We start from the raw sequence: 18742 nt of genomic DNA on the forward strand, positions 1-18742 counted from the left end.
AGACTGGAGGAAATGACTATGTCTCACCTGCCCGAATGGACACTCGTTATTCTTCGCTCTGTATTCATATTAATCATTTTATTCGCTATTACGAAATGGTTAGGGAAAAGACAGATCTCTCAGCTCTCCTTTTTTGAATACATAGCCGGAATGACAATCGGTGACATCGCTGCCCAAGTATCTACAGGGCTCGATTCAAAATTTTTCCACGGCGTCTTTGCGATACTCATTTTCGCTGTGGTACCTTTTTTCACAGGAATCCTCTCCTTAAAGAACAAAACAGCTCGGGACTTCTTTGAAGGGAAATCTACCGTATTAATAAAAGATGGAAAAGTACTCGAAGATAACTTAAAGAAAGAAAAATATACAAGTGACGAATTACTTGAACTACTCCGAGGAAAAAATGCATTCAGCGTAGCGGATGTTGAATTTGCTGTACTAGAACCGAGCGGTGAATTAAATGTATTATTAAAGAAAGATCGCCAACCACTTACAGCAAAAGACGTAGGTTTAAAAGTACCAAACGAGAAGGAACCACAAACTGTTATTATGGATGGAAATGTACTAGATGAACCTCTGTCATCAAGCGGGCATAACCGCGCTTGGCTACATTCAGAATTAGAAAAGCTGGGTGTTGTCATTGAAAATGTTTTTCTCGGTCAAGTTGACTCATACGGGCAACTTACTATCGACATTTATAATGACAAACTCCAAATGCCTTCTCCTCAAAACAAACCTTTATTATTGGCATCTTTAAAAAAATGTCATGCTGATCTTGAGCTATTTTCTTTAGAAACAAAATCGAAATCAGCAAGCGAAATGTATAGTAAAAACGCGAAACAAATCGAAAAGATTTTAAATAGAGTAACCTATCTTTTAAAAGAATAAATATCGAAAGAACGCTTCAATCAAAAGGCGTTCTTTTCTTTTTTTCTACAGTTTTCATGACGTTTAAATTTATGTAATTCGGTTATGATGTTGAAGATACATAAGCAGGGAATTTCAAAAACATAGCGAATATTTCATGGTACAACTACATATTTTTTTGATTTAAAGTGGTTTCGTTTGACCTTTATTGACCATAATTGTATTATAAGACTAAGAAAGCTTTAGAAGGAGGAAATAACAGATGAATTTAATTCCTACAGTAATTGAACAAACAAATCGTGGAGAACGCGCTTACGATATTTACTCTCGACTATTAAAAGACCGCATCATTATGCTTGGTAGTGCAATTGATGACAACGTAGCTAACTCAATTGTTTCCCAGCTTTTATTCTTGGAATCTCAAGATCCAGAAAAAGATATTCACATCTACATCAATAGCCCTGGTGGTTCTATCACAGCAGGTATGGCAATTTACGATACAATGCAGTTTATTAAACCACAAGTATCAACAATCTGTATCGGTATGGCTGCATCTATGGGTGCATTCTTACTTGCAGCAGGTGAAAAAGGAAAACGTTTCGCTCTTCCTAACAGTGAAGTAATGATTCACCAACCACTTGGCGGAGCACAAGGTCAAGCGACTGAAATCGAAATCGCTGCAAAACGTATCCTATTCTTACGTGAAAAATTAAACCAAATTCTTGCTGACCGTACAGGTCAACCACTTGAAGTACTACAACGCGACACAGACCGCGACAACTTCATGACAGCAGAAAGAGCTTTAGAATACGGCTTAATTGATAAGATCTTTACAAATCGTTAATAGATTTTAAGCGGAAGCGGCTCGTTCAGCTCTGACTGGCTAAGGTTCTTTCGCATAAAAGGCGCTTTTTGCCTTCTTATGCGGAAGGTTCTTAAACACGAAGAGCTAGCCGCTGGAGCTGGATACACTTAAAAGCAGAAGCGCCCTATTACAGGGCGCTTTTTTATTATCATGCCCTCCGTCTGTATACCCATCCTGGTATTCCCTTAAATATATCAACGATTTTTCAATTATATCGAACAAAACTCAAATTATATCAACGATTTTTTTAATATATCAACGGTTCGACACAACATATCGATTTACCGACAATCTACGACAAGGACAAACCAGCTACATACCCCCTATCCCGCAAACTCCCCTTAAGTAAACAGCAAAAACAAAAAAGCTATCGCACATGCGCGATAGCCATTTTATTGTACATATGCAGCTAATGCTTCTAAAGCCTCTTCTGCATCTGAACCTTCTGTTGTAATTGTTATCATGCTACCAGTTCCGATTGCTAAGCTCATAATCCCCATTATGCTCTTTGCATTTACTGTCTTTCCATCTTTCTCGATAAAGATATCTGCATGAAAGCGATTTGCCTCTTGTACAAACAACGCAGCCGGACGTGCTTGCAAGCCGTTTTTTAATGAAACTTTAACCTGTTTTTGAACCACAGCTCCATTTCCCCTTTAACCTCTTATTTTTTTGCTATCGTTTCCCCCGCGCGTAATTTCTCTGCAATATCATCGATTTTACGCAAACGATGATTAATACCCGATTTACTAATTTTCCCCCCGGATACCATCTCACCTAACTCTTTCAATGTTACATCTTGATAATCTCTTCGTAGTTGCGCAATTTCTCTTAGTTTATCTGGCAAAATATCTAGACCAACTGACTCATCAATATAGCGGATATTTTCAATCTGCCTTAGCGCTGCACCAATTGTTTTATTTAAATTAGCTGTTTCGCAGTTCACTAGTCGATTCACTGAATTACGCATATCACGAACAATTCGAATATCTTCAAATCTTAAAAGTGCGTTATGAGCACCTATAATATTTAAAAATTCCGTAATTTTTTCTGCTTCTTTCAAATACGTAATGTACCCTTTTCTTCTTTCCAACGTCTTACTATTTAAATCAAATCCGTTCATCAGTTCACATATAGCATCATTATGTTCCTTATATAACGAAAAGATCTCTAAATGATAAGATGATGTTTCTGGGTTATTTACTGAACCACCTGCTAAAAATGCACCTCGTAAATACGATCGTTTACAACATTTCTTCTCAATTAATTCTTGTGATATATTTCGAATAAATGAAAAGTCGTCCCGGACAATATGAAGATCTGCTAATATTTCACGAGACTTCTCAACAAGCCGCACAATATATACATTATTTTTCTTCAATCGCATTTTTTTACGAACAAGTAATTCTACCGTTACGTCATATCCTTTTTTCAAAAGCGTATAAATCCTTCTTGCAATTGCCGCATTTTCCGTTTGAATATCGATAGATAGACGACGATTTGAAAAAGAAAGCGACCCGTTCATTCGAAGTAATGCTGATAATTCTACTTTCTCACAGCATTCCTTCACCTCAAGATTCGTCAACTCTTTCTTTGTTTCCGATGCAAATGACACAGTCAACACCTCCTTATACGATTATTATGGAACAAAAATCTTGTCCTATATGAATGAGGAGCGTTACCTCAAAACGAGGTAACGCACATTTATAACAGTGAATATAAAATAGAAGCTAACTTTAACGTATCATGCCTTACAACACGCTCATCATACTTCGCTAATCTATCTTGAATGACATCAATATGATTTTCAGTAAAACGCTCTTCATCCACTACAACTGGTGTCGACATTTCTTCCTCGTATAACTTGCGTAATTCACAAGGAATATCACGATTATTTACAATTGCAGTATCGATAAATGGTTGCCCTAAATGATCATGTAACGCCTGCACATGATCAAACGCAGTATACCCCATCGTTTCACCCGCTTGTGTCATAACATTACATACATATACCTTCTTTGCTTTTGCAGCAAGAACAGCGTCCCCAATTTTATTAACAACTAAATTCGGCAATATACTCGTATACAAACTTCCTGGACCGAAAACAAGTAAATCAGCTCGTTTAATCTCAGCTAACGTTTCATGTAACGGCTCTACATCTTCTGGAGTTAAAAAGACACGGTTAATCTTCTTTCCGAAATACGGAATCTTTGATTCACCTGTTACAATTTCTCCATCCTCTAGTTCCGCATGCAGTACTGCACTTTGATTCGCTGCTGGTAATACACGTCCTCTGACATTTAATACTTTACTCGTTTCTGTAATTGCATGGAAAAAGTCTCCTGTAATCGAGGTCATACCTGCCAATAACAGATTTCCTAACGCATGACCTTTCAGTCCGTCTCCCGTTGTGAAACGATGCTGAAATAAAGCTTCCACCAGGGGCTCTACATCCGACAGTGCAACAAGTACGTTACGAATGTCACCTGGGGGTGGAATTTCTAGCTCATCACGTAATCTACCTGAACTGCCACCATCATCAGCGATTGTAACAACTGCTGTAATATCAACAGGATATTGCTTTAATCCTCTTAATAAAACAGAGAGTCCAGTTCCTCCTCCCATGATGACAATTTTAGGTTTTCTCTCTTTTTTCATCCCCTAATGGCCCTTTCTCTTCTCCACATCACGATGAGATACATGAACGCTATACTCTGGTTTCAAATGTTTCCCAAGGTACTCTGTAAGCGTAACAGAACGATGCTGTCCACCTGTACATCCAATTGCAATTACAAGTTGACTTTTGCCTTCTCTTTTATAATGAGGCAGCATGAAAGTAATGAGATCTATCAGTTTCTCTAAAAACTTATGTGTCTCATTAAATTTCAGTACATACGACGAAACTTCTTCATCTAGTCCTGTTAATGGCTTCATATGTGGAATGTAATATGGATTTGGTAAAAAACGAACATCAAATACTAAATCTGCATCAATTGGAATACCGTACTTAAATCCAAAGGACATAACATTTACACGAAATGCTTGCTCAGTTTCAGTAGAAAACAAATGAACAATTTTTTCACGTAATTCTTTCGGTTTTAAATCCGATGTATCAAGCACAATATTCGCTCGTGCCTTCATATCTGTTAATAAACTACGCTCCGCTTCGATTCCCTTTAACGGCAAACCAGTCGGCGCAAGCGGATGCGAACGTCTCGTTTCTTTATAACGAGTTACAAGCGTACTATCTTTCGCATCTAAAAATAAAATATGAGGAATAATCCATGTACGTTCTGATAAATCATCAAGCGCTCCCCATAAATGTTCGAAAAACTCTCGGCCACGTAAATCAACGCCAAGCGCTACTTTATTCATTTTCCCTTTTGAATCCGACATAAGCTCAATAAACTTCGGCAATAACATCGGCGGTAAATTATCTACACAGAAATATCCTAAATCTTCAAAACTTTGTAAAGCTACTGTTTTTCCGGCTCCAGACATTCCTGTAATAATCACCATTTTTATATCATTATTTTCTGTCATCGTATCCTCTCCTTGGCAATTTAACTCGGATCTAATCGATATGAAAGCAGCTCAAAATCTGGGGTATATACAAATGTACCGTAGATTATACCATTCCCTTTAATTAAATAATCAATAATGTGATAATCTCCTGGCGCCATTGCTAAATCATCAATCTTATCAAATGTATGCCAACCAATGATGCCTTCTTCGCTCTCTAGTTTGTTTTCTCCTGCAAAATCTGTCGCTAAAAAGGAGAACATCATCCATTCAGAAACAACTTTATCACCTTCTTGGATGACAAAGGTGAAGACCCCTTTTAACGCTGGGTTCTTTAAATAAATACCTGTTTCTTCACGATACTCGCGAACAACGGAATCTCTTACTGTCTCACCACGCTCCATCTTCCCGCCTGGTGCAACCCACCAATTTCGGCGAGGTTTTTGGAGTAAGAGTACTTCATTATCTCTAATTAACACACAGTTTGTCACTCTTTGCATGTTTCTTCACCTCAGCTACTTGCAGCAAAATTTATCACTGCATACTCATTTCATTATACTATCAAAAACAGTTTGCTACAACGAAGGAGCCAGTCCTCTTTCGCTAAACACATAGTCCTCAACAATTGTAAAAAAGCTTTCTATAACAAGCAATCTAAATGCTTGCAATTACAATGAATCACACATAAAAATCCCCTTAACGATTTTTATCGCTAAGGGGATTACATTCTTTATTTCTTACCGAAATAAGTAACAATCGTAAATCCTAAAATGAAGGTAATGATCGAACTTACAATTGAAAATCCGCCAGTTGGAATACCAGGGAAAACAATTACAATCGAACCGATAACAAGTCCAATAATTACTGCAAATGTCATATTTTTATAACGATCTAATAAAAAGCTAATTCCTTTACTACTTACAACAAATCCGACCATAACACCAGCACCAATAACCATAATTAATGGTAAATTAAGTGTAGTTAAAGCGTTAATTGCCGTTGGATAAACACCAATAATTAATAAAATAAACGATCCGCTAATTCCAGGAAGGAGCATAGCCATACTAGCCATCCATCCTGCGAAAAATAAACCGATTGCATTTAAAATTGTTAACGTCGTAATTGGATCTGCTGCCTTATCTGGCTTAAAGAACGCTGTTATCGCAACAAGAATAGCTGCAATTATTAATAAAGCGATGTGCTTACCTTTAAACGTCGCCTTTGCATCAGCTTCTCTCATTAACATCGGTAATATACTAATAATTAAACCGAGGAAGAAAAATTGAGTCGGTTCATAATGATTTGCAAGTAAATATTTAATAACGTGACTTAACGTTAAAAACGCTGCCGCCACACCAGCTGCAAGGGGAATTAAAAATCCTAAATGTTTTTTCCATTCACGACTAAAGAATCCGCTAATTGCCGCAAGCAATTGTTCATAAATCCCTAACACTACAGCGATTGTACCGCCGCTCACACCAGGAATTAAATCACTAACTCCCATACAAAATCCACGATATATATTACGCCATTCCATACTGAATAAATTCCTCATTTCTTATAGTGATTTTTTCCGTAAAGTCCAGTATATCAATAAGAAAGCTTATAATCCTAATTGTTTTTGACAAAACTTTGACATTTTTACATAAAAAAAGAAAGCTCCTATCGGTAGCTTTCTTCTCAAAAGGAGTATTACCCCTTATTTTTCTGTTACAGTTTTTAATTCCTCTAATAATTCTTCTACGTAATGTTGTGCACTTTGTGCAGCAATACTACCGTCACCTGTTGCCGTTACAATTTGACGAAGCATTTTTTCACGAACATCACCTGCTGCGAAAATACCAGGAACTTTCGTTTCCATACGCTCGTTCGTTTCAAGGTAACCATTTTCATTTGTAATACCTAGTTCAACAAATGGTTTTGATAAAGGTAACATACCGATGTATACGAAAACGCCATCAGTTTTTACTTCTTTCTCTTCTCCACTATTTACGTCTACAAGTGTTACACTTCCTACTTTACCATTTGCATCATTAATTTCTTTTATAGTGTGATTCCAAATGAAATCCACTTTCTCGTTTTGGAATGCACGATCTTGTAAAATTTTCTGTGCACGAAGAGTGTCACGACGGTGAACGATTGTTACTTTTGATGCGAAGCGCGTTAAGAACACACCCTCTTCAACAGCTGAATCTCCGCCTCCAATAACAACAAGTTCTTTTCCTTTAAAGAATGCCCCATCACATACTGCACAATATGATACACCGCGGCCGCCAAGCTCTGTTTCACCTGGCACACCAATTTTTTTATATTCTGCACCGCTTGCAACGATAATTGCACGTGCTTTATATTCTTTTTTACCAGCAATAATTGTTTTATATTCTTTACCATCGATGACTGCTTTCACATCACCATATGCATATTCAGCACCAAATTTCTTCGCATGCTCGAACATTTTATTTGATAAGTCTGGTCCTAAAATAGACTCATAACCTGGATAATTTTCTACATCTTCTGTGTTTGCCATTTGGCCACCTGGAATACCACGCTCAAGCATTAATGTGCTTAAATTCGCACGAGATGTATATACTGCAGCTGTCATACCAGCTGGTCCTGCACCAATAATAATGACATCATAAATTTTTTCTTCTGACACACCATTCACTCCTATCCATTCCTACACAATTAAGTTACCCTCATTATACTGTTAGCATCATTTTTTTCCCAATGATTTGCTTATACTATGTGTGCGTACGCTTAACAGCTTGCACATACTTTCGAACAGTCGCTACAGATACATTATATACATCTCCAAGCTCCGACTGTGTCATCTTATTTCCTTGTTCGCCGCGCACAATATATTCAATTGCCGCCGACCAACCGTACACGTTTGTAAAAACAGACCCGGATGTATATAAACGTATGAACGTACAAAACCAAAAGTGTAAACACTCTTCGATTAGTTCATCGTCCTTTTTCGTATAATTATATAATGCGTCCGCGATTCGCGCGCATTGTTCAAATTGCTGTAAATCAGCAGGAATACCTTTATGACTATTAAGTAAAAAGAAATACTTTGCAAGTTGCGATACAATTGGAACACCATTTTTCACTTGCGTTACATCAAAAAAGAATCCGACCTTCTCTGGTGTTGACAATTCATTCATTAAATATAAAGCTAGCATTTGCTCCTCTAGCGTCGCACTTTGCTGAAATGACTTTTGTAATTCTTCAAACAACACGTTTTGCCCTTCATCCGCTAAATTTAGTGCGTTCCACGGCTCTTTTCCTTTTTTATCAGGGTGCAATTCTACTACATGTTGCCACATTTTTTCAGCTACTTGCTGATTTTTCACCATATACGCAGAATAAGCAAACCAATAATAAAAACTTACGTCTCCCTCATATCCTTGACGCTTTAATACTTTGAACCACTTATATGCATGCTCGAAATAACCAATTGTTGCAAGGGTCGTTCCAAGTTTCAAACGATGTTCAAATGAAATCGGATATACTGAAACTAGCTGTCCCGCTAATGCTTCTACTTGTTTATGTTCCCCAATTGAATATAGAAAAATAAGCGTATTACAAAGCGCATGTATATTACCAGGATTTTTCTCTAAAATCATTTCCGTTAATTTCAGCGCTTTGTCTACATTACCAGATTGAAAATGTGCGATGGCTAAATTATTATGACCCGACCAAAATTCCGGATAATCTTTCGTAACAATTTCTAATGTAGCAATTGCTTCTTCTAATTGTCCATTACGAATATAACGATTTGCCTCTTCTTGCATAACAATTAAATCATCTTCATCCTCAATCTCTTCCGCACCCATTGCTTCTTCTTCCATAATCTCAAGCAATTCTAATGTATCTTCTACAAATTCCTTCTCTTTCGCAACTTCTAAATATCGATCCGCATACTTCTTCGCTTGTTGAAATAAACCCATATATGCATAATTATTTGCAATAAAATAATAGCATTGTTCAAGTTCAGGGTTGGATCTAGCAAGCTTTAGAAATATCTGATTCGACTCTTGGTATTCACCAGCCTCAGATAACGCTATTGCTAATTGGCATAAAATAAACGGCTCCTTCTCGCTTTGTGCCGCTCTTCGAAAATATTTAATTGCATCTTGCAATTTTTGCCCTTTGTAAGCCCTCATCCCTTTTTTATAAAAGAAGTCCGCTAATTGGTTAAAAGAGATAACTTGTCCGTTCTCCTTATATATCCTTTGATTTTTCCCCATATATCCTCCAGTTTTTTGTTTTCTTCGCTCACACATTCTTCTATCTATAAGTATAAACGATTCCGTAAAAAACAAAACAGTATATTATACTCAATTATTTCCTTTTTATTCATAAAAAAAGAAAAGAAATGTTACATTTTTAGCATCAACCTTCTCGGGCCGCCATTTCCTCTTTCGTATAAATAATACGCATTGGATTTCCACCTACGAAAGCGCCGCTCGGTACATCTTTATGGACAAGTGTTCCAGCCGAAACAATAGCGCTATCTCCAATCCTTACCCCTGGTAAGATTGTCGTGTTCGCTCCAATCATCACTTCATTCCCTATGACGATCTCTCCAAGTCGATATTCACGAATCAAATATTCATGTGCTAAAAGCGTTGTATTGTATCCGATAATTGAATTGTCACCCACAGTAATTTTTTCGGGAAACATAATATCCGGCATAACCATAAGTGCAAATGATGTTTTTTCTCCTACTTTCATTCCTAAAAACGTACGATATAACCAATTCTTCACAGATAAAAATGGTGTGTAACGTGCAATTTGAATAATAATAAAGTTTTTCATTACCTTCCAAAAAGACACGGTTTTATACACATTCCATAATGAATTCTCTCCTGAAACAGGATAGCGCGTTGTCCGTCGCACTTAACCCTCTCCTCTACTTATGATCGGTTAATACCGGACAAAATCGGCAGTAAATCACTCATTTTATCTAGCATAAAGTCTGGTTTGTAAGATTCTAAATACGCTCTACCTTTCAAAGTCCATGAAACCGCAGCTGTTTTCGTACCCGCATTTTGTCCGCCGACAATATCATGGTGATTATCCCCAACCATCACTGTTTCTCCTGGTTTCGCATCTAGTAACTCGAGCGCTTTTTGAAGTGGTTCTGGATGTGGCTTCACATGTTCCACATCATCAATTGTCACGACAACATCAAAAAACTCATCAAGCTTTGACAACTTTAATCCCATCTCAACGGTTTGTCTCGCTTTCGTTGTAACAATACCAACTTTATAACCTTGTTTTTTCAACTCTTGAACTGTTTCGTATACAGTTTCATATTCTTCTACTAATTCATCATGATGCTCATGGTTAAATTGACGATAACATGTAATCATCTCTTCAACTTTATCTTCATCAATCTTGCTGAAAGTATCATGCAAAGATGGACCGATAAATGGCAGCACATCTTCACGCTTATATTGATCTGGATAATATGTATTTAAAGTGTGTAAAAAAGAAGAAATAATAAGTTCGTTTGTATTAATTAAAGTTCCATCTAAATCAAATAACACTGTATTTATTTGCATCGCCCTAGTCCTTTCGCTTTCCTGAATATGAAAGAAGCAGCATCTTATAATAAGATGCTACTTGTCTCTAATTTTCTGAATATCTTTTATCAGCTTGCCCCATTTTTCGTCTCACAATAATGAAAATAATAGAAATAACAACAAGTCCAATTGACATTACTTGTGCAATACGAAGTGGTCCTAGCATTAAACTATCTGTACGTAAGCCTTCTACGAAGAAGCGCCCTACTGAATACCAAATTAAATATGTAAAGAATAATTCCCCGCGTCGTAAATTCACTTTTCGTAGTGCGAGTAATAAAATGACACCTGCAAAATTCCATAATGATTCATATAAAAACGTCGGGTGATAATACACACCCTCGATATACATTTGATTAATAATGAAATCTGGTAAATGAAGACCTTCTAAAAACTGTCTCGTTACTTCATCACCATGCGCCTCTTGGTTCATAAAGTTTCCCCATCGGCCAATTGCTTGTCCTAATAAAATACTCGGCGCAGCAATATCCGCCAACTTCCAGAATGAAAGCCCGCGTCGTTTTGCAAAAAGAATACCTGTAATAACAGCCCCGATTAAACCACCATGAATCGCCAAGCCACCTTGACGAATATTAATAATTTGACTCGGATTTTGCGCGTAATATTCCCATTCAAAAATAACATAGTACATTCTCGCAAATAGAATAGCGATCGGTACTGCAATTAATACAAGGTCAACAAATGTATCTTTTGGAATACCTAGCCTTTCTCCCTCACGAGTTGCTAGCCAAAGACCTAATAGCACACCTGTACCGATAATAATCCCATACCAATAAACAGGAAACGGCCCAAGTTGGATGGCTACGCGGTCAAGCTGTGGTACAGAACCTAACAGCATATGTATGACCTCCCTCTCCAAAGTTTACTCCTGATTCCCTAACTCAATCGCACTCATTAATCGTTCAGAAAACTGTTGTGCCGCATTGACTCCCATACGTTTCAAACGGAAGTTCATCGCTGCTACTTCAATAATAACAGCCAAGTTTCGGCCAGGACGAACTGGAAGTGTAATCTTCGTAAGTTCTGTATCAATAATCTTCATCTTCTCTTCATCGAGACCTAAGCGATCATAATTTTTCTTTTGATCCCAAATTTCAAGATTAATAACAAGTGTAATACGCTTATAATTTCGCACTGCTCCTGCACCAAATAACGTCATAACGTTAATGATACCTAGACCACGAATTTCTAATAAATGCTCAATTAAATCTGGTGAGCTTCCTACTAATGTATCTTCATCTTCTTGGCGAATTTCTACACTATCATCCGCAACAAGGCGATGGCCACGCTTCACAAGTTCAAGAGCTGTCTCACTTTTACCAACACCACTTTGACCTGTAATTAAAACACCAACACCGTAAATATCCACTAATACACCATGAACAGCAGTTGTTGGTGCTAACTTACCTTCTAAATAATTTGTTAAACGACTTGATAATCTCGTTGTCGTTTGAGAAGAACGTAATAAAGGCATGCCTGATTCACGTGATGCTTGTAATAACTCATCTGGTACATCTTGATTACGAGTTATAATAATACATGGCGTCTCCTCGGTACAAAGCGCTTTCATTCTCTCTTGTTTTTGCTCTGTCGTTAACGTATCAAAGAACGTAAGCTCCGTTTTTCCAAGAAGCTGCACGCGATCAGCTGGATAATATGTAAAGAATCCTGCCATTTCAATTCCAGGTCGTGATAAATCACTTGTATCAATCGGACGATGAATTCCTTCTTCACCACTTATTAACTCCAATTGAAATTGTTCAATTAAATCTTTTGTCCTTACTTTTGGCATATGTATAAACCTCCACTCCGCTGCGGGTTCAGTCTCGTTTGATGTAAAATTCCATTCTACCGGATATTGTACCATTTTTTTCTGGAAACAAGAAATACGGTTTCTCATAAATAGAAAAAAACATTTCATACGAATGATGAAATGTTTTTCTTTTTGTCATTTTCTCTTTTTTTCATATAACGGTTCAACAATTGCCTTTTCAATTATCATATTAAAAATAGAAATACAAATTGCCGCAATAATTGCTACGCCAAACCCTGTTATATTAAAAGCATCTCCTAATAATGAATCTGTTATTTTTAACGTAATCGCATTAATAACAATTAAGAAGAACCCGAACGTTACAACAGTAATTGGTAGCGTAATTAAAATTAAAAATGGTTTTACAAACACATTTAAAACCGCCAATATAATACTCGCAATAATTGCAGTTTGTATATTTGCTACGTAAAACGCGTCTGGTGCAATCCCTTTTAAAAGTCCCGATACAGCGATTAACACAACGCTATTTACAAGAAGTGATACAATCCATCTCATTTTCTTACACATCCTTTTGACATATATATTTCATCATACGCTAATAGACAATAAACGCAAGTATCATACAAACACTTATATCAACTTATTCTACCCTTCATGCTTGTATACCTACTAACATCTCCTAGTAAAATAAGGACCACACCATCTATGTTCATGAGTTTTTACAAAAATCCAAGTGAAATCTTTATCTACAATATATATATCACCTTTATACATATCATCTGTTTCACGTAATATATCATCCATACTTAATAAACTCGCATCTTTTATTAGTAGTACATCATTACAGTGTTGATAGAAGATACAGCACTCCTTTTTCGCTTCATTATGAAACGCGTTCTCCGCTTCTTTCCCCTCTAAACACTTCTTCTTCTCGTAACTAAATATGTGCCAAAGATACCCACAGCCATACTTATCTCCATAAAGGAAAATGTCTTCTTTTTCTTCATCACTTAAATGGTTTGCAAAATGCTCCTCCCAGCGCTTGCGAAAATAAACACCCCAATTTTGAAACTCTCTTACCTTCATATTTTTCTTTCTTAAAACATCTATAAACTCCATTTTCTCCCTCTATAAACGAAAAACCGAGTGTCATTTCCACTCGGTTTTTCGTAATAAACTTATTGCGATAGCTCTACTTCTTTTATTTTCTCTTTCATTCTTGCTTTATCACGATTTAAAATCTCTTTTAAATACTTACCTGTATACGAGCGTTCTTCTTTTACTACTTGCTCTGGCGTTCCAGAAGCGACGATTTGTCCACCTTTGTCCCCGCCCTCTGGTCCAAGGTCAACGATATAATCAGCTGTTTTAATCACATCTAAATTATGTTCAATTACAAGTACCGTCTCACCACTCTCTACAAGACGTTGCAACACTTCTAGAAGACGTGCAATATCATGTGCATGTAAACCCGTCGTTGGTTCGTCTAAAATGTATAACGTACGCCCTGTAGAACGACGGTGTAATTCAGAGGCTAATTTCACACGCTGTGCTTCACCACCTGATAACGTCGTTGCCGGCTGTCCTAATTTCATATAACCTAGCCCAACGTCTACAAGCGTTTGAAGTTTACGCTTAATTTTTGGGATATTAGCGAAGAACTCTACCCCATCTTCAATTGTCATTCCTAATACTTCAGAAATGTTCTTATCTTTATATTTCACTTCTAACGTTTCACGGTTGTAACGTTTACCATGACAAACTTCACACGGCACGTATACGTCTGGTAAGAAGTGCATTTCGATTTTAATAATTCCATCACCACGGCACGCTTCACAACGTCCGCCTTTCACATTAAAGCTAAAACGTCCTTTTTGATATCCGCGCACTTTCGCTTCATTCGTTTGAGCAAACACATCACGAATATCATCGAATACACCTGTATACGTCGCTGGGTTAGAACGTGGTGTACGACCGATTGGCGATTGATCAATATCAATTACTTTATCTAAATGCTCAAGACCTTTAATCTCTTTATGAGTACCTGGCTTCGCTTTCGCTTTATATAACTTTTGCGCTAACGATTTATATAGTACTTCATTAATCATCGTACTTTTACCTGATCCAGATACACCCGTTACCGCTACAAACGTACCAAGTGGGAATGACATCTTTGCATTCTTTAAGTTATTCTCTTTTGCACCGACAATCTCCACTTTACGTCCGTCACCTTTACGTCTTTCAAGTGGAACTGGAATAAACTCTTTACCGCTTAAATATTTTCCTGTTAACGAATTCTCATCTTGCATAACTTCAGCTGGTGTACCTGCTGATACAACTTGACCACCATGAATACCTGCACCAGGTCCGATATCAAGTAAATAATCAGCAGCCATCATCGTATCTTCATCATGCTCAACAACAATTAACGTATTTCCTAAGTCACGCATTTCCTGCAATGTACGAATAAGACGATCATTATCGCGCTGATGTAAACCGATAGAAGGCTCATCAAGGATGTAAAGTACGCCAGTGAGTCGAGAACCAATTTGTGTTGCTAGGCGAATACGTTGTGCCTCACCACCTGATAAAGTACCAGCCGCACGACTTAACGTTAAATAATCTAAGCCAACGTTTACTAAGAAACCTACACGTTCTTGAATTTCTCTTAAAATTAAATGAGCAATTTTTTGTTGTTTCTCCGTTAACTCAACATTTGAGAAGAATTCCTGTACTTCTTGAACAGAATATTTCGTTACGTCAGCAATCGTTTTATCACCAACGAAAACAGCTAAACTCTCAGGCTTTAAGCGCCCACCTTTACACTTCGGACAAGCTTGCTCCGCCATATATTTCTCCATTTGTTCACGAACATAATCAGAACTCGTCTCACGATAACGACGCTCTATATTCGGAATAACACCTTCAAATAAAATCTCATTTTCCTTTACTTGACCAAATTCATTTACATAGCGGAAATAAACTTTCTCTTCACCGCTCCCGTACAACACTTTATCAAATAAATCTTTCGATATATCTTTCACAGGCATATCCATGTCAACGCCGTAATGATTACACACAGATTGTAAAAGTTGTGGGTAATATTGTGAACTTGTCGGTTCCCAAGGAGCAATCGCATGTTCATTTAATGTTAAATCCCAGTTCGGAATGACAAGCTCTAAATCTACCTCTAACTTTGAGCCAAGTCCATCACAAGAAGGACATGCACCGAACGGACTGTTGAATGAGAACATACGTGGCTCTAATTCACCAATTGAAAAACCACAATGCGGACATGCATGATGTTCACTAAATAGAAGTTCCTCTTCTCCCATAACATCGATTAACACTCGTCCCCCGCCAAGCTTTAATGCACTTTCAAGTGAATCAGCAAGACGGCTTGCAATTCCTTCTTTTACAACAATACGGTCAATTACAACTTCTATGGAATGCTTCTTATTTTTATCTAACGTAATCTCTTCTGACACATCTAGCATTTCACCATCAACACGTACACGAACATAACCTTGCTTCTTAATATCTTCAAGTACTTTCACATGTGCACCTTTACGTCCTGACACGATAGGAGCTAACACTTGTAATTTCGTACGTTCAGTATATTCAAGAACACGATCTACCATCTGTTCCACTGTTTGTGATGTAATTTCAATTCCGTGATTTGGGCAAATCGGCGTACCAATTCGTGCGAATAATAAACGTAAATAATCATAAATCTCCGTCACTGTCCCGACAGTTGAACGTGGATTACGACTCGTTGTTTTTTGATCAATCGAAATCGCTGGTGACAACCCTTCAATCGTATCGACATCCGGTTTATCCATTTGTCCTAAAAATTGGCGTGCATACGCAGATAACGATTCTACGTATCTGCGCTGCCCTTCTGCATAAATTGTATCAAACGCTAATGATGATTTCCCTGAACCAGACAATCCCGTTACAACAACAAGCTGATTTCTCGGAATGGTTACATCAATATTTTTTAAGTTATGTGCTCTAGCACCTTTTACAACGATAAAATCCTTGCTCATGCTCACTCTTTTCACCCTTCCGCTTTTAATTCTAATAGTAAATCTCTTAATTCAGCTGCACGCTCGAAGTCTAACGCTTTTGCTGCTTCTTTCATCTCTGCTTCGATCTTAGCGATTGTTTTCTCACGTTCTTTCTTCGTCATCTTCTTAGCAGGAGTTGCTTCATATGTTTCCGGTTCTTCGGCCGCTGTCGTTGCACGGATTACATCACGAACGCCTTTTTGAATCGTTTTCGGCGTGATACCATGCTCTTCATTGTAAGCTTCTTGTATAGTACGACGACGCTGCGTTTCTTCAATTGCAATTCCCATCGATCTCGTTATGCGATCTGCGTACATAATAACGCGGCCGTTTTCATTACGCGCCGCACGACCAATCGTTTGAATTAACGAACGTTCTGAACGCAAGAATCCTTCCTTATCTGCATCTAAAATAGCTACAAGTGATACTTCTGGAATATCTAATCCTTCTCGTAATAAGTTAATACCGACAAGTACATCAAACTTACCAAGGCGAAGGTCACGGATAATTTCAATACGTTCTAACGTTTTAATTTCAGAGTGAAGATAGTTCACTTTAATTCCTACATCTTTTAAGTAATCCGTTAAATCCTCTGACATTTTTTTCGTTAAAGTCGTAATTAATACACGTTCATTTTTTGCAATACGATCTTGAATTTCTCCTAATAAATCGTCAATTTGACCTTCAATTGGTCGTATATCAATTGGTGGATCTAAAAGCCCTGTTGGACGAATAATTTGTTCTATTACCCCCGGTGACTGCTCTAATTCGTATGGTCCTGGCGTTGCCGAAACGTAAATGACTTGATTCGTTTTCTCTTCAAACTCATCGAACGTGAGCGGTCTATTATCTAAAGCTGATGGCAGACGGAATCCATGATCCACAAGTACTTGCTTACGTGCTTGGTCCCCGTTATACATTGCTCTTACTTGCGGCACTGATACGTGCGACTCATCCATAACAATTAAGAAATCCTTCGGGAAATAGTCTAATAACGTATACGGCGTTGCACCCGCTGGACGAAGTGTTAAATGACGAGAATAGTTTTCAATCCCTGAACAAAAGCCCATCTCGCGCATCATTTCTAGATCATAACGTGTACGTTGCTCTATACGCTGCGCTTCTAACAACTTACCATTATCATTTAATTCTTTTAAACGCTCTTCTAATTCTTTTTCTATATTTTCAATAGCAACCTTCATTTTTTCTTCACGTGTAACGAAGTGAGATGCTGGGAAGATTGCTACATGATCACGTTCTGCTAATACTTCACCTGTTAACGCATTTACTTCACGAATACGATCGATTTCATCACCGAAAAATTCAATTCGAATACAATGCTCGTCAAGTGATGCCGGGAAGATTTCAACTACATCTCCGCGCACACGGAATGTCCCACGCTTGAAATCAATATCATTACGTCCGTACTGTACATCAACAAGTTCACGAAGCAATTGATTGCGGTCCTTTTCCATACCAACTCGAAGTGAAACAACTAACTCGCGGTATTCTTCCGGAGAACCTAAACCATATATACACGAAACACTCGCAACGATAATTACATCGTCCCGTTCAAATAATGCAGACGTTGCTGAGTGACGCAATTTATCGATTTCATCATTAATTTGCGCATCCTTTTCTATAAAAGTATCCGTTTGCGGCACATACGCTTCTGGTTGATAATAATCATAATAACTAACAAAATATTCAACTGCATTATTCGGAAAAAAATCTTTCAGCTCACTATATAATTGTCCTGCTAACGTTTTATTATGAGCCATCACAAGTGTTGGCTTCTGTACTTCTTTAATGACATTTGAAATCGTAAATGTCTTACCCGTCCCTGTCGCTCCAAGCAACACTTGCTTTTTCTTTCCACTATTAAGTCCCTCTACAAGCTTCTCTATAGCTACCGGCTGATCACCTTGCGGGGAATACGCTGAGATAATTTCAAATTGATGTTCCAAGTAAAATCCGACCTCCTCATAAAAATCTGTATTATTATTTTACCACGAATGCCCATAAAAAA

The 18742-nt window shown here is 37.6% G+C and carries 18 protein-coding genes; 2 read left to right on the top strand and 16 right to left on the bottom strand.

Annotated features, from left to right (window positions below):
* The first annotated feature begins 18 nt into the window (after positions 1-18).
* Entirely contained in the window at positions 19-888 is an 870-nt protein-coding gene (locus JDS81_RS13765; protein ID WP_097954027.1) for a DUF421 domain-containing protein, read from the top strand.
* Between the two features lie 241 nt (positions 889-1129).
* On the top strand, positions 1130-1711 hold the full coding sequence (gene clpP / locus JDS81_RS13770; RefSeq protein ID WP_001049156.1) for an ATP-dependent Clp endopeptidase proteolytic subunit ClpP: 582 nt from the start codon (positions 1130-1132) through the stop codon (positions 1709-1711).
* A gap of 413 nt (positions 1712-2124) precedes the next feature.
* On the opposite strand, the gene JDS81_RS13775 is transcribed toward clpP, so the two are convergent.
* The 16 genes from JDS81_RS13775 to uvrB all read right to left on the bottom strand — a co-directional run bounded on the left by JDS81_RS13775 (position 2125) and on the right by uvrB (position 18680).
* Positions 2125-2373: an HPr family phosphocarrier protein gene (locus JDS81_RS13775; protein WP_000250298.1), complete on the bottom strand. Its 249-nt coding sequence runs from the start codon at positions 2371-2373 to the stop codon at positions 2125-2127.
* 23 nt (positions 2374-2396) lie between these two features.
* On the bottom strand, positions 2397-3347 hold the full coding sequence (whiA, locus tag JDS81_RS13780; protein WP_000006570.1) for a DNA-binding protein WhiA: 951 nt from the start codon (positions 3345-3347) through the stop codon (positions 2397-2399).
* An 89-nt stretch (positions 3348-3436) separates the two neighbouring features.
* Positions 3437-4390, bottom strand: coding sequence for a gluconeogenesis factor YvcK family protein (locus JDS81_RS13785; protein WP_097954028.1), 954 nt, complete (start codon positions 4388-4390; stop codon positions 3437-3439).
* 3 nt (positions 4391-4393) lie between these two features.
* The gene (gene rapZ / locus JDS81_RS13790) at positions 4394-5275 is read right to left on the bottom strand and encodes an RNase adapter RapZ (protein WP_000138467.1); all 882 of its coding nucleotides are present in this window, start codon (positions 5273-5275) and stop codon (positions 4394-4396) included.
* Positions 5276-5295: 20 nt separating this feature from the next.
* The gene (locus JDS81_RS13795) at positions 5296-5754 is read right to left on the bottom strand and encodes an NUDIX hydrolase (protein ID WP_001190080.1); all 459 of its coding nucleotides are present in this window, start codon (positions 5752-5754) and stop codon (positions 5296-5298) included.
* Positions 5755-5984: 230 nt separating this feature from the next.
* A complete protein-coding gene (locus tag JDS81_RS13800) occupies positions 5985-6791 on the bottom strand; it encodes a DUF368 domain-containing protein (RefSeq protein WP_000455191.1) in 807 nt (268 codons plus the stop codon).
* 162 nt (positions 6792-6953) lie between these two features.
* Positions 6954-7910, bottom strand: a complete 957-nt coding sequence (gene trxB, locus JDS81_RS13805; protein ID WP_001288066.1) for a thioredoxin-disulfide reductase — start codon at positions 7908-7910, stop codon at positions 6954-6956.
* An 85-nt stretch (positions 7911-7995) separates the two neighbouring features.
* Entirely contained in the window at positions 7996-9507 is a 1512-nt protein-coding gene (locus tag JDS81_RS13810; protein WP_000517711.1) for a tetratricopeptide repeat protein, read from the bottom strand.
* A 145-nt stretch (positions 9508-9652) separates the two neighbouring features.
* Complete coding sequence (locus JDS81_RS13815) at positions 9653-10159, bottom strand: acyltransferase (RefSeq protein ID WP_001255056.1); 507 nt, start codon at positions 10157-10159, stop codon at positions 9653-9655.
* A 17-nt stretch (positions 10160-10176) separates the two neighbouring features.
* Entirely contained in the window at positions 10177-10827 is a 651-nt protein-coding gene (gene ppaX / locus JDS81_RS13820) for a pyrophosphatase PpaX (protein ID WP_097954029.1), read from the bottom strand.
* Between the two features lie 67 nt (positions 10828-10894).
* Positions 10895-11707 (bottom strand): prolipoprotein diacylglyceryl transferase, encoded by an 813-nt coding sequence (gene lgt, locus JDS81_RS13825; RefSeq protein WP_000924230.1) that lies wholly within the window; start codon positions 11705-11707, stop codon positions 10895-10897.
* 24 nt (positions 11708-11731) lie between these two features.
* Entirely contained in the window at positions 11732-12661 is a 930-nt protein-coding gene (gene hprK / locus JDS81_RS13830) for an HPr(Ser) kinase/phosphatase (RefSeq protein ID WP_001127251.1), read from the bottom strand.
* A 156-nt stretch (positions 12662-12817) separates the two neighbouring features.
* Positions 12818-13198: a phage holin family protein gene (locus JDS81_RS13835; RefSeq protein WP_001267312.1), complete on the bottom strand. Its 381-nt coding sequence runs from the start codon at positions 13196-13198 to the stop codon at positions 12818-12820.
* Between the two features lie 114 nt (positions 13199-13312).
* Entirely contained in the window at positions 13313-13762 is a 450-nt protein-coding gene (locus tag JDS81_RS13840; protein ID WP_097954030.1) for a DUF4275 family protein, read from the bottom strand.
* Positions 13763-13821: 59 nt separating this feature from the next.
* The gene (gene uvrA / locus JDS81_RS13845; RefSeq protein ID WP_142312866.1) at positions 13822-16692 is read right to left on the bottom strand and encodes an excinuclease ABC subunit UvrA; all 2871 of its coding nucleotides are present in this window, start codon (positions 16690-16692) and stop codon (positions 13822-13824) included.
* Positions 16693-16703: 11 nt separating this feature from the next.
* Positions 16704-18680, bottom strand: coding sequence for an excinuclease ABC subunit B (gene uvrB, locus JDS81_RS13850; RefSeq protein ID WP_000401006.1), 1977 nt, complete (start codon positions 18678-18680; stop codon positions 16704-16706).
* Between the last annotated feature and the right edge of the window lie 62 nt (positions 18681-18742).

It is taken from the genome of Bacillus cereus group sp. N31 (genome assembly GCF_016483245.1).
GTDB lineage: Bacteria > Bacillota > Bacilli > Bacillales > Bacillaceae_G > Bacillus_A > Bacillus_A toyonensis.

What these genes read in the sequence shown, in the direction of transcription:
- JDS81_RS13765 (WP_097954027.1), top strand. Translation starts at nt 19, where the DNA reads ATGTCTCACCTGCCCGAATGGACACTCGTTATTCTTCGCTCTGTATTC.
- clpP (WP_001049156.1), top strand. Translation starts at nt 1,130, where the DNA reads ATGAATTTAATTCCTACAGTAATTGAACAAACAAATCGTGGAGAACGC.
- JDS81_RS13785 (WP_097954028.1), bottom strand. Translation starts at nt 4,390, where the DNA reads ATGAAAAAAGAGAGAAAACCTAAAATTGTCATCATGGGAGGAGGAACT.
- rapZ (WP_000138467.1), bottom strand. Translation starts at nt 5,275, where the DNA reads ATGACAGAAAATAATGATATAAAAATGGTGATTATTACAGGAATGTCT.
- JDS81_RS13795 (WP_001190080.1), bottom strand. Translation starts at nt 5,754, where the DNA reads ATGCAAAGAGTGACAAACTGTGTGTTAATTAGAGATAATGAAGTACTC.
- JDS81_RS13800 (WP_000455191.1), bottom strand. Translation starts at nt 6,791, where the DNA reads ATGGAATGGCGTAATATATATCGTGGATTTTGTATGGGAGTTAGTGAT.
- JDS81_RS13810 (WP_000517711.1), bottom strand. Translation starts at nt 9,507, where the DNA reads ATGGGGAAAAATCAAAGGATATATAAGGAGAACGGACAAGTTATCTCT.
- ppaX (WP_097954029.1), bottom strand. Translation starts at nt 10,827, where the DNA reads ATGCAAATAAATACAGTGTTATTTGATTTAGATGGAACTTTAATTAAT.
- lgt (WP_000924230.1), bottom strand. Translation starts at nt 11,707, where the DNA reads ATGCTGTTAGGTTCTGTACCACAGCTTGACCGCGTAGCCATCCAACTT.
- hprK (WP_001127251.1), bottom strand. Translation starts at nt 12,661, where the DNA reads ATGCCAAAAGTAAGGACAAAAGATTTAATTGAACAATTTCAATTGGAG.
- JDS81_RS13835 (WP_001267312.1), bottom strand. Translation starts at nt 13,198, where the DNA reads ATGAGATGGATTGTATCACTTCTTGTAAATAGCGTTGTGTTAATCGCT.
- JDS81_RS13840 (WP_097954030.1), bottom strand. Translation starts at nt 13,762, where the DNA reads ATGGAGTTTATAGATGTTTTAAGAAAGAAAAATATGAAGGTAAGAGAG.
- uvrA (WP_142312866.1), bottom strand. Translation starts at nt 16,692, where the DNA reads ATGAGCAAGGATTTTATCGTTGTAAAAGGTGCTAGAGCACATAACTTA.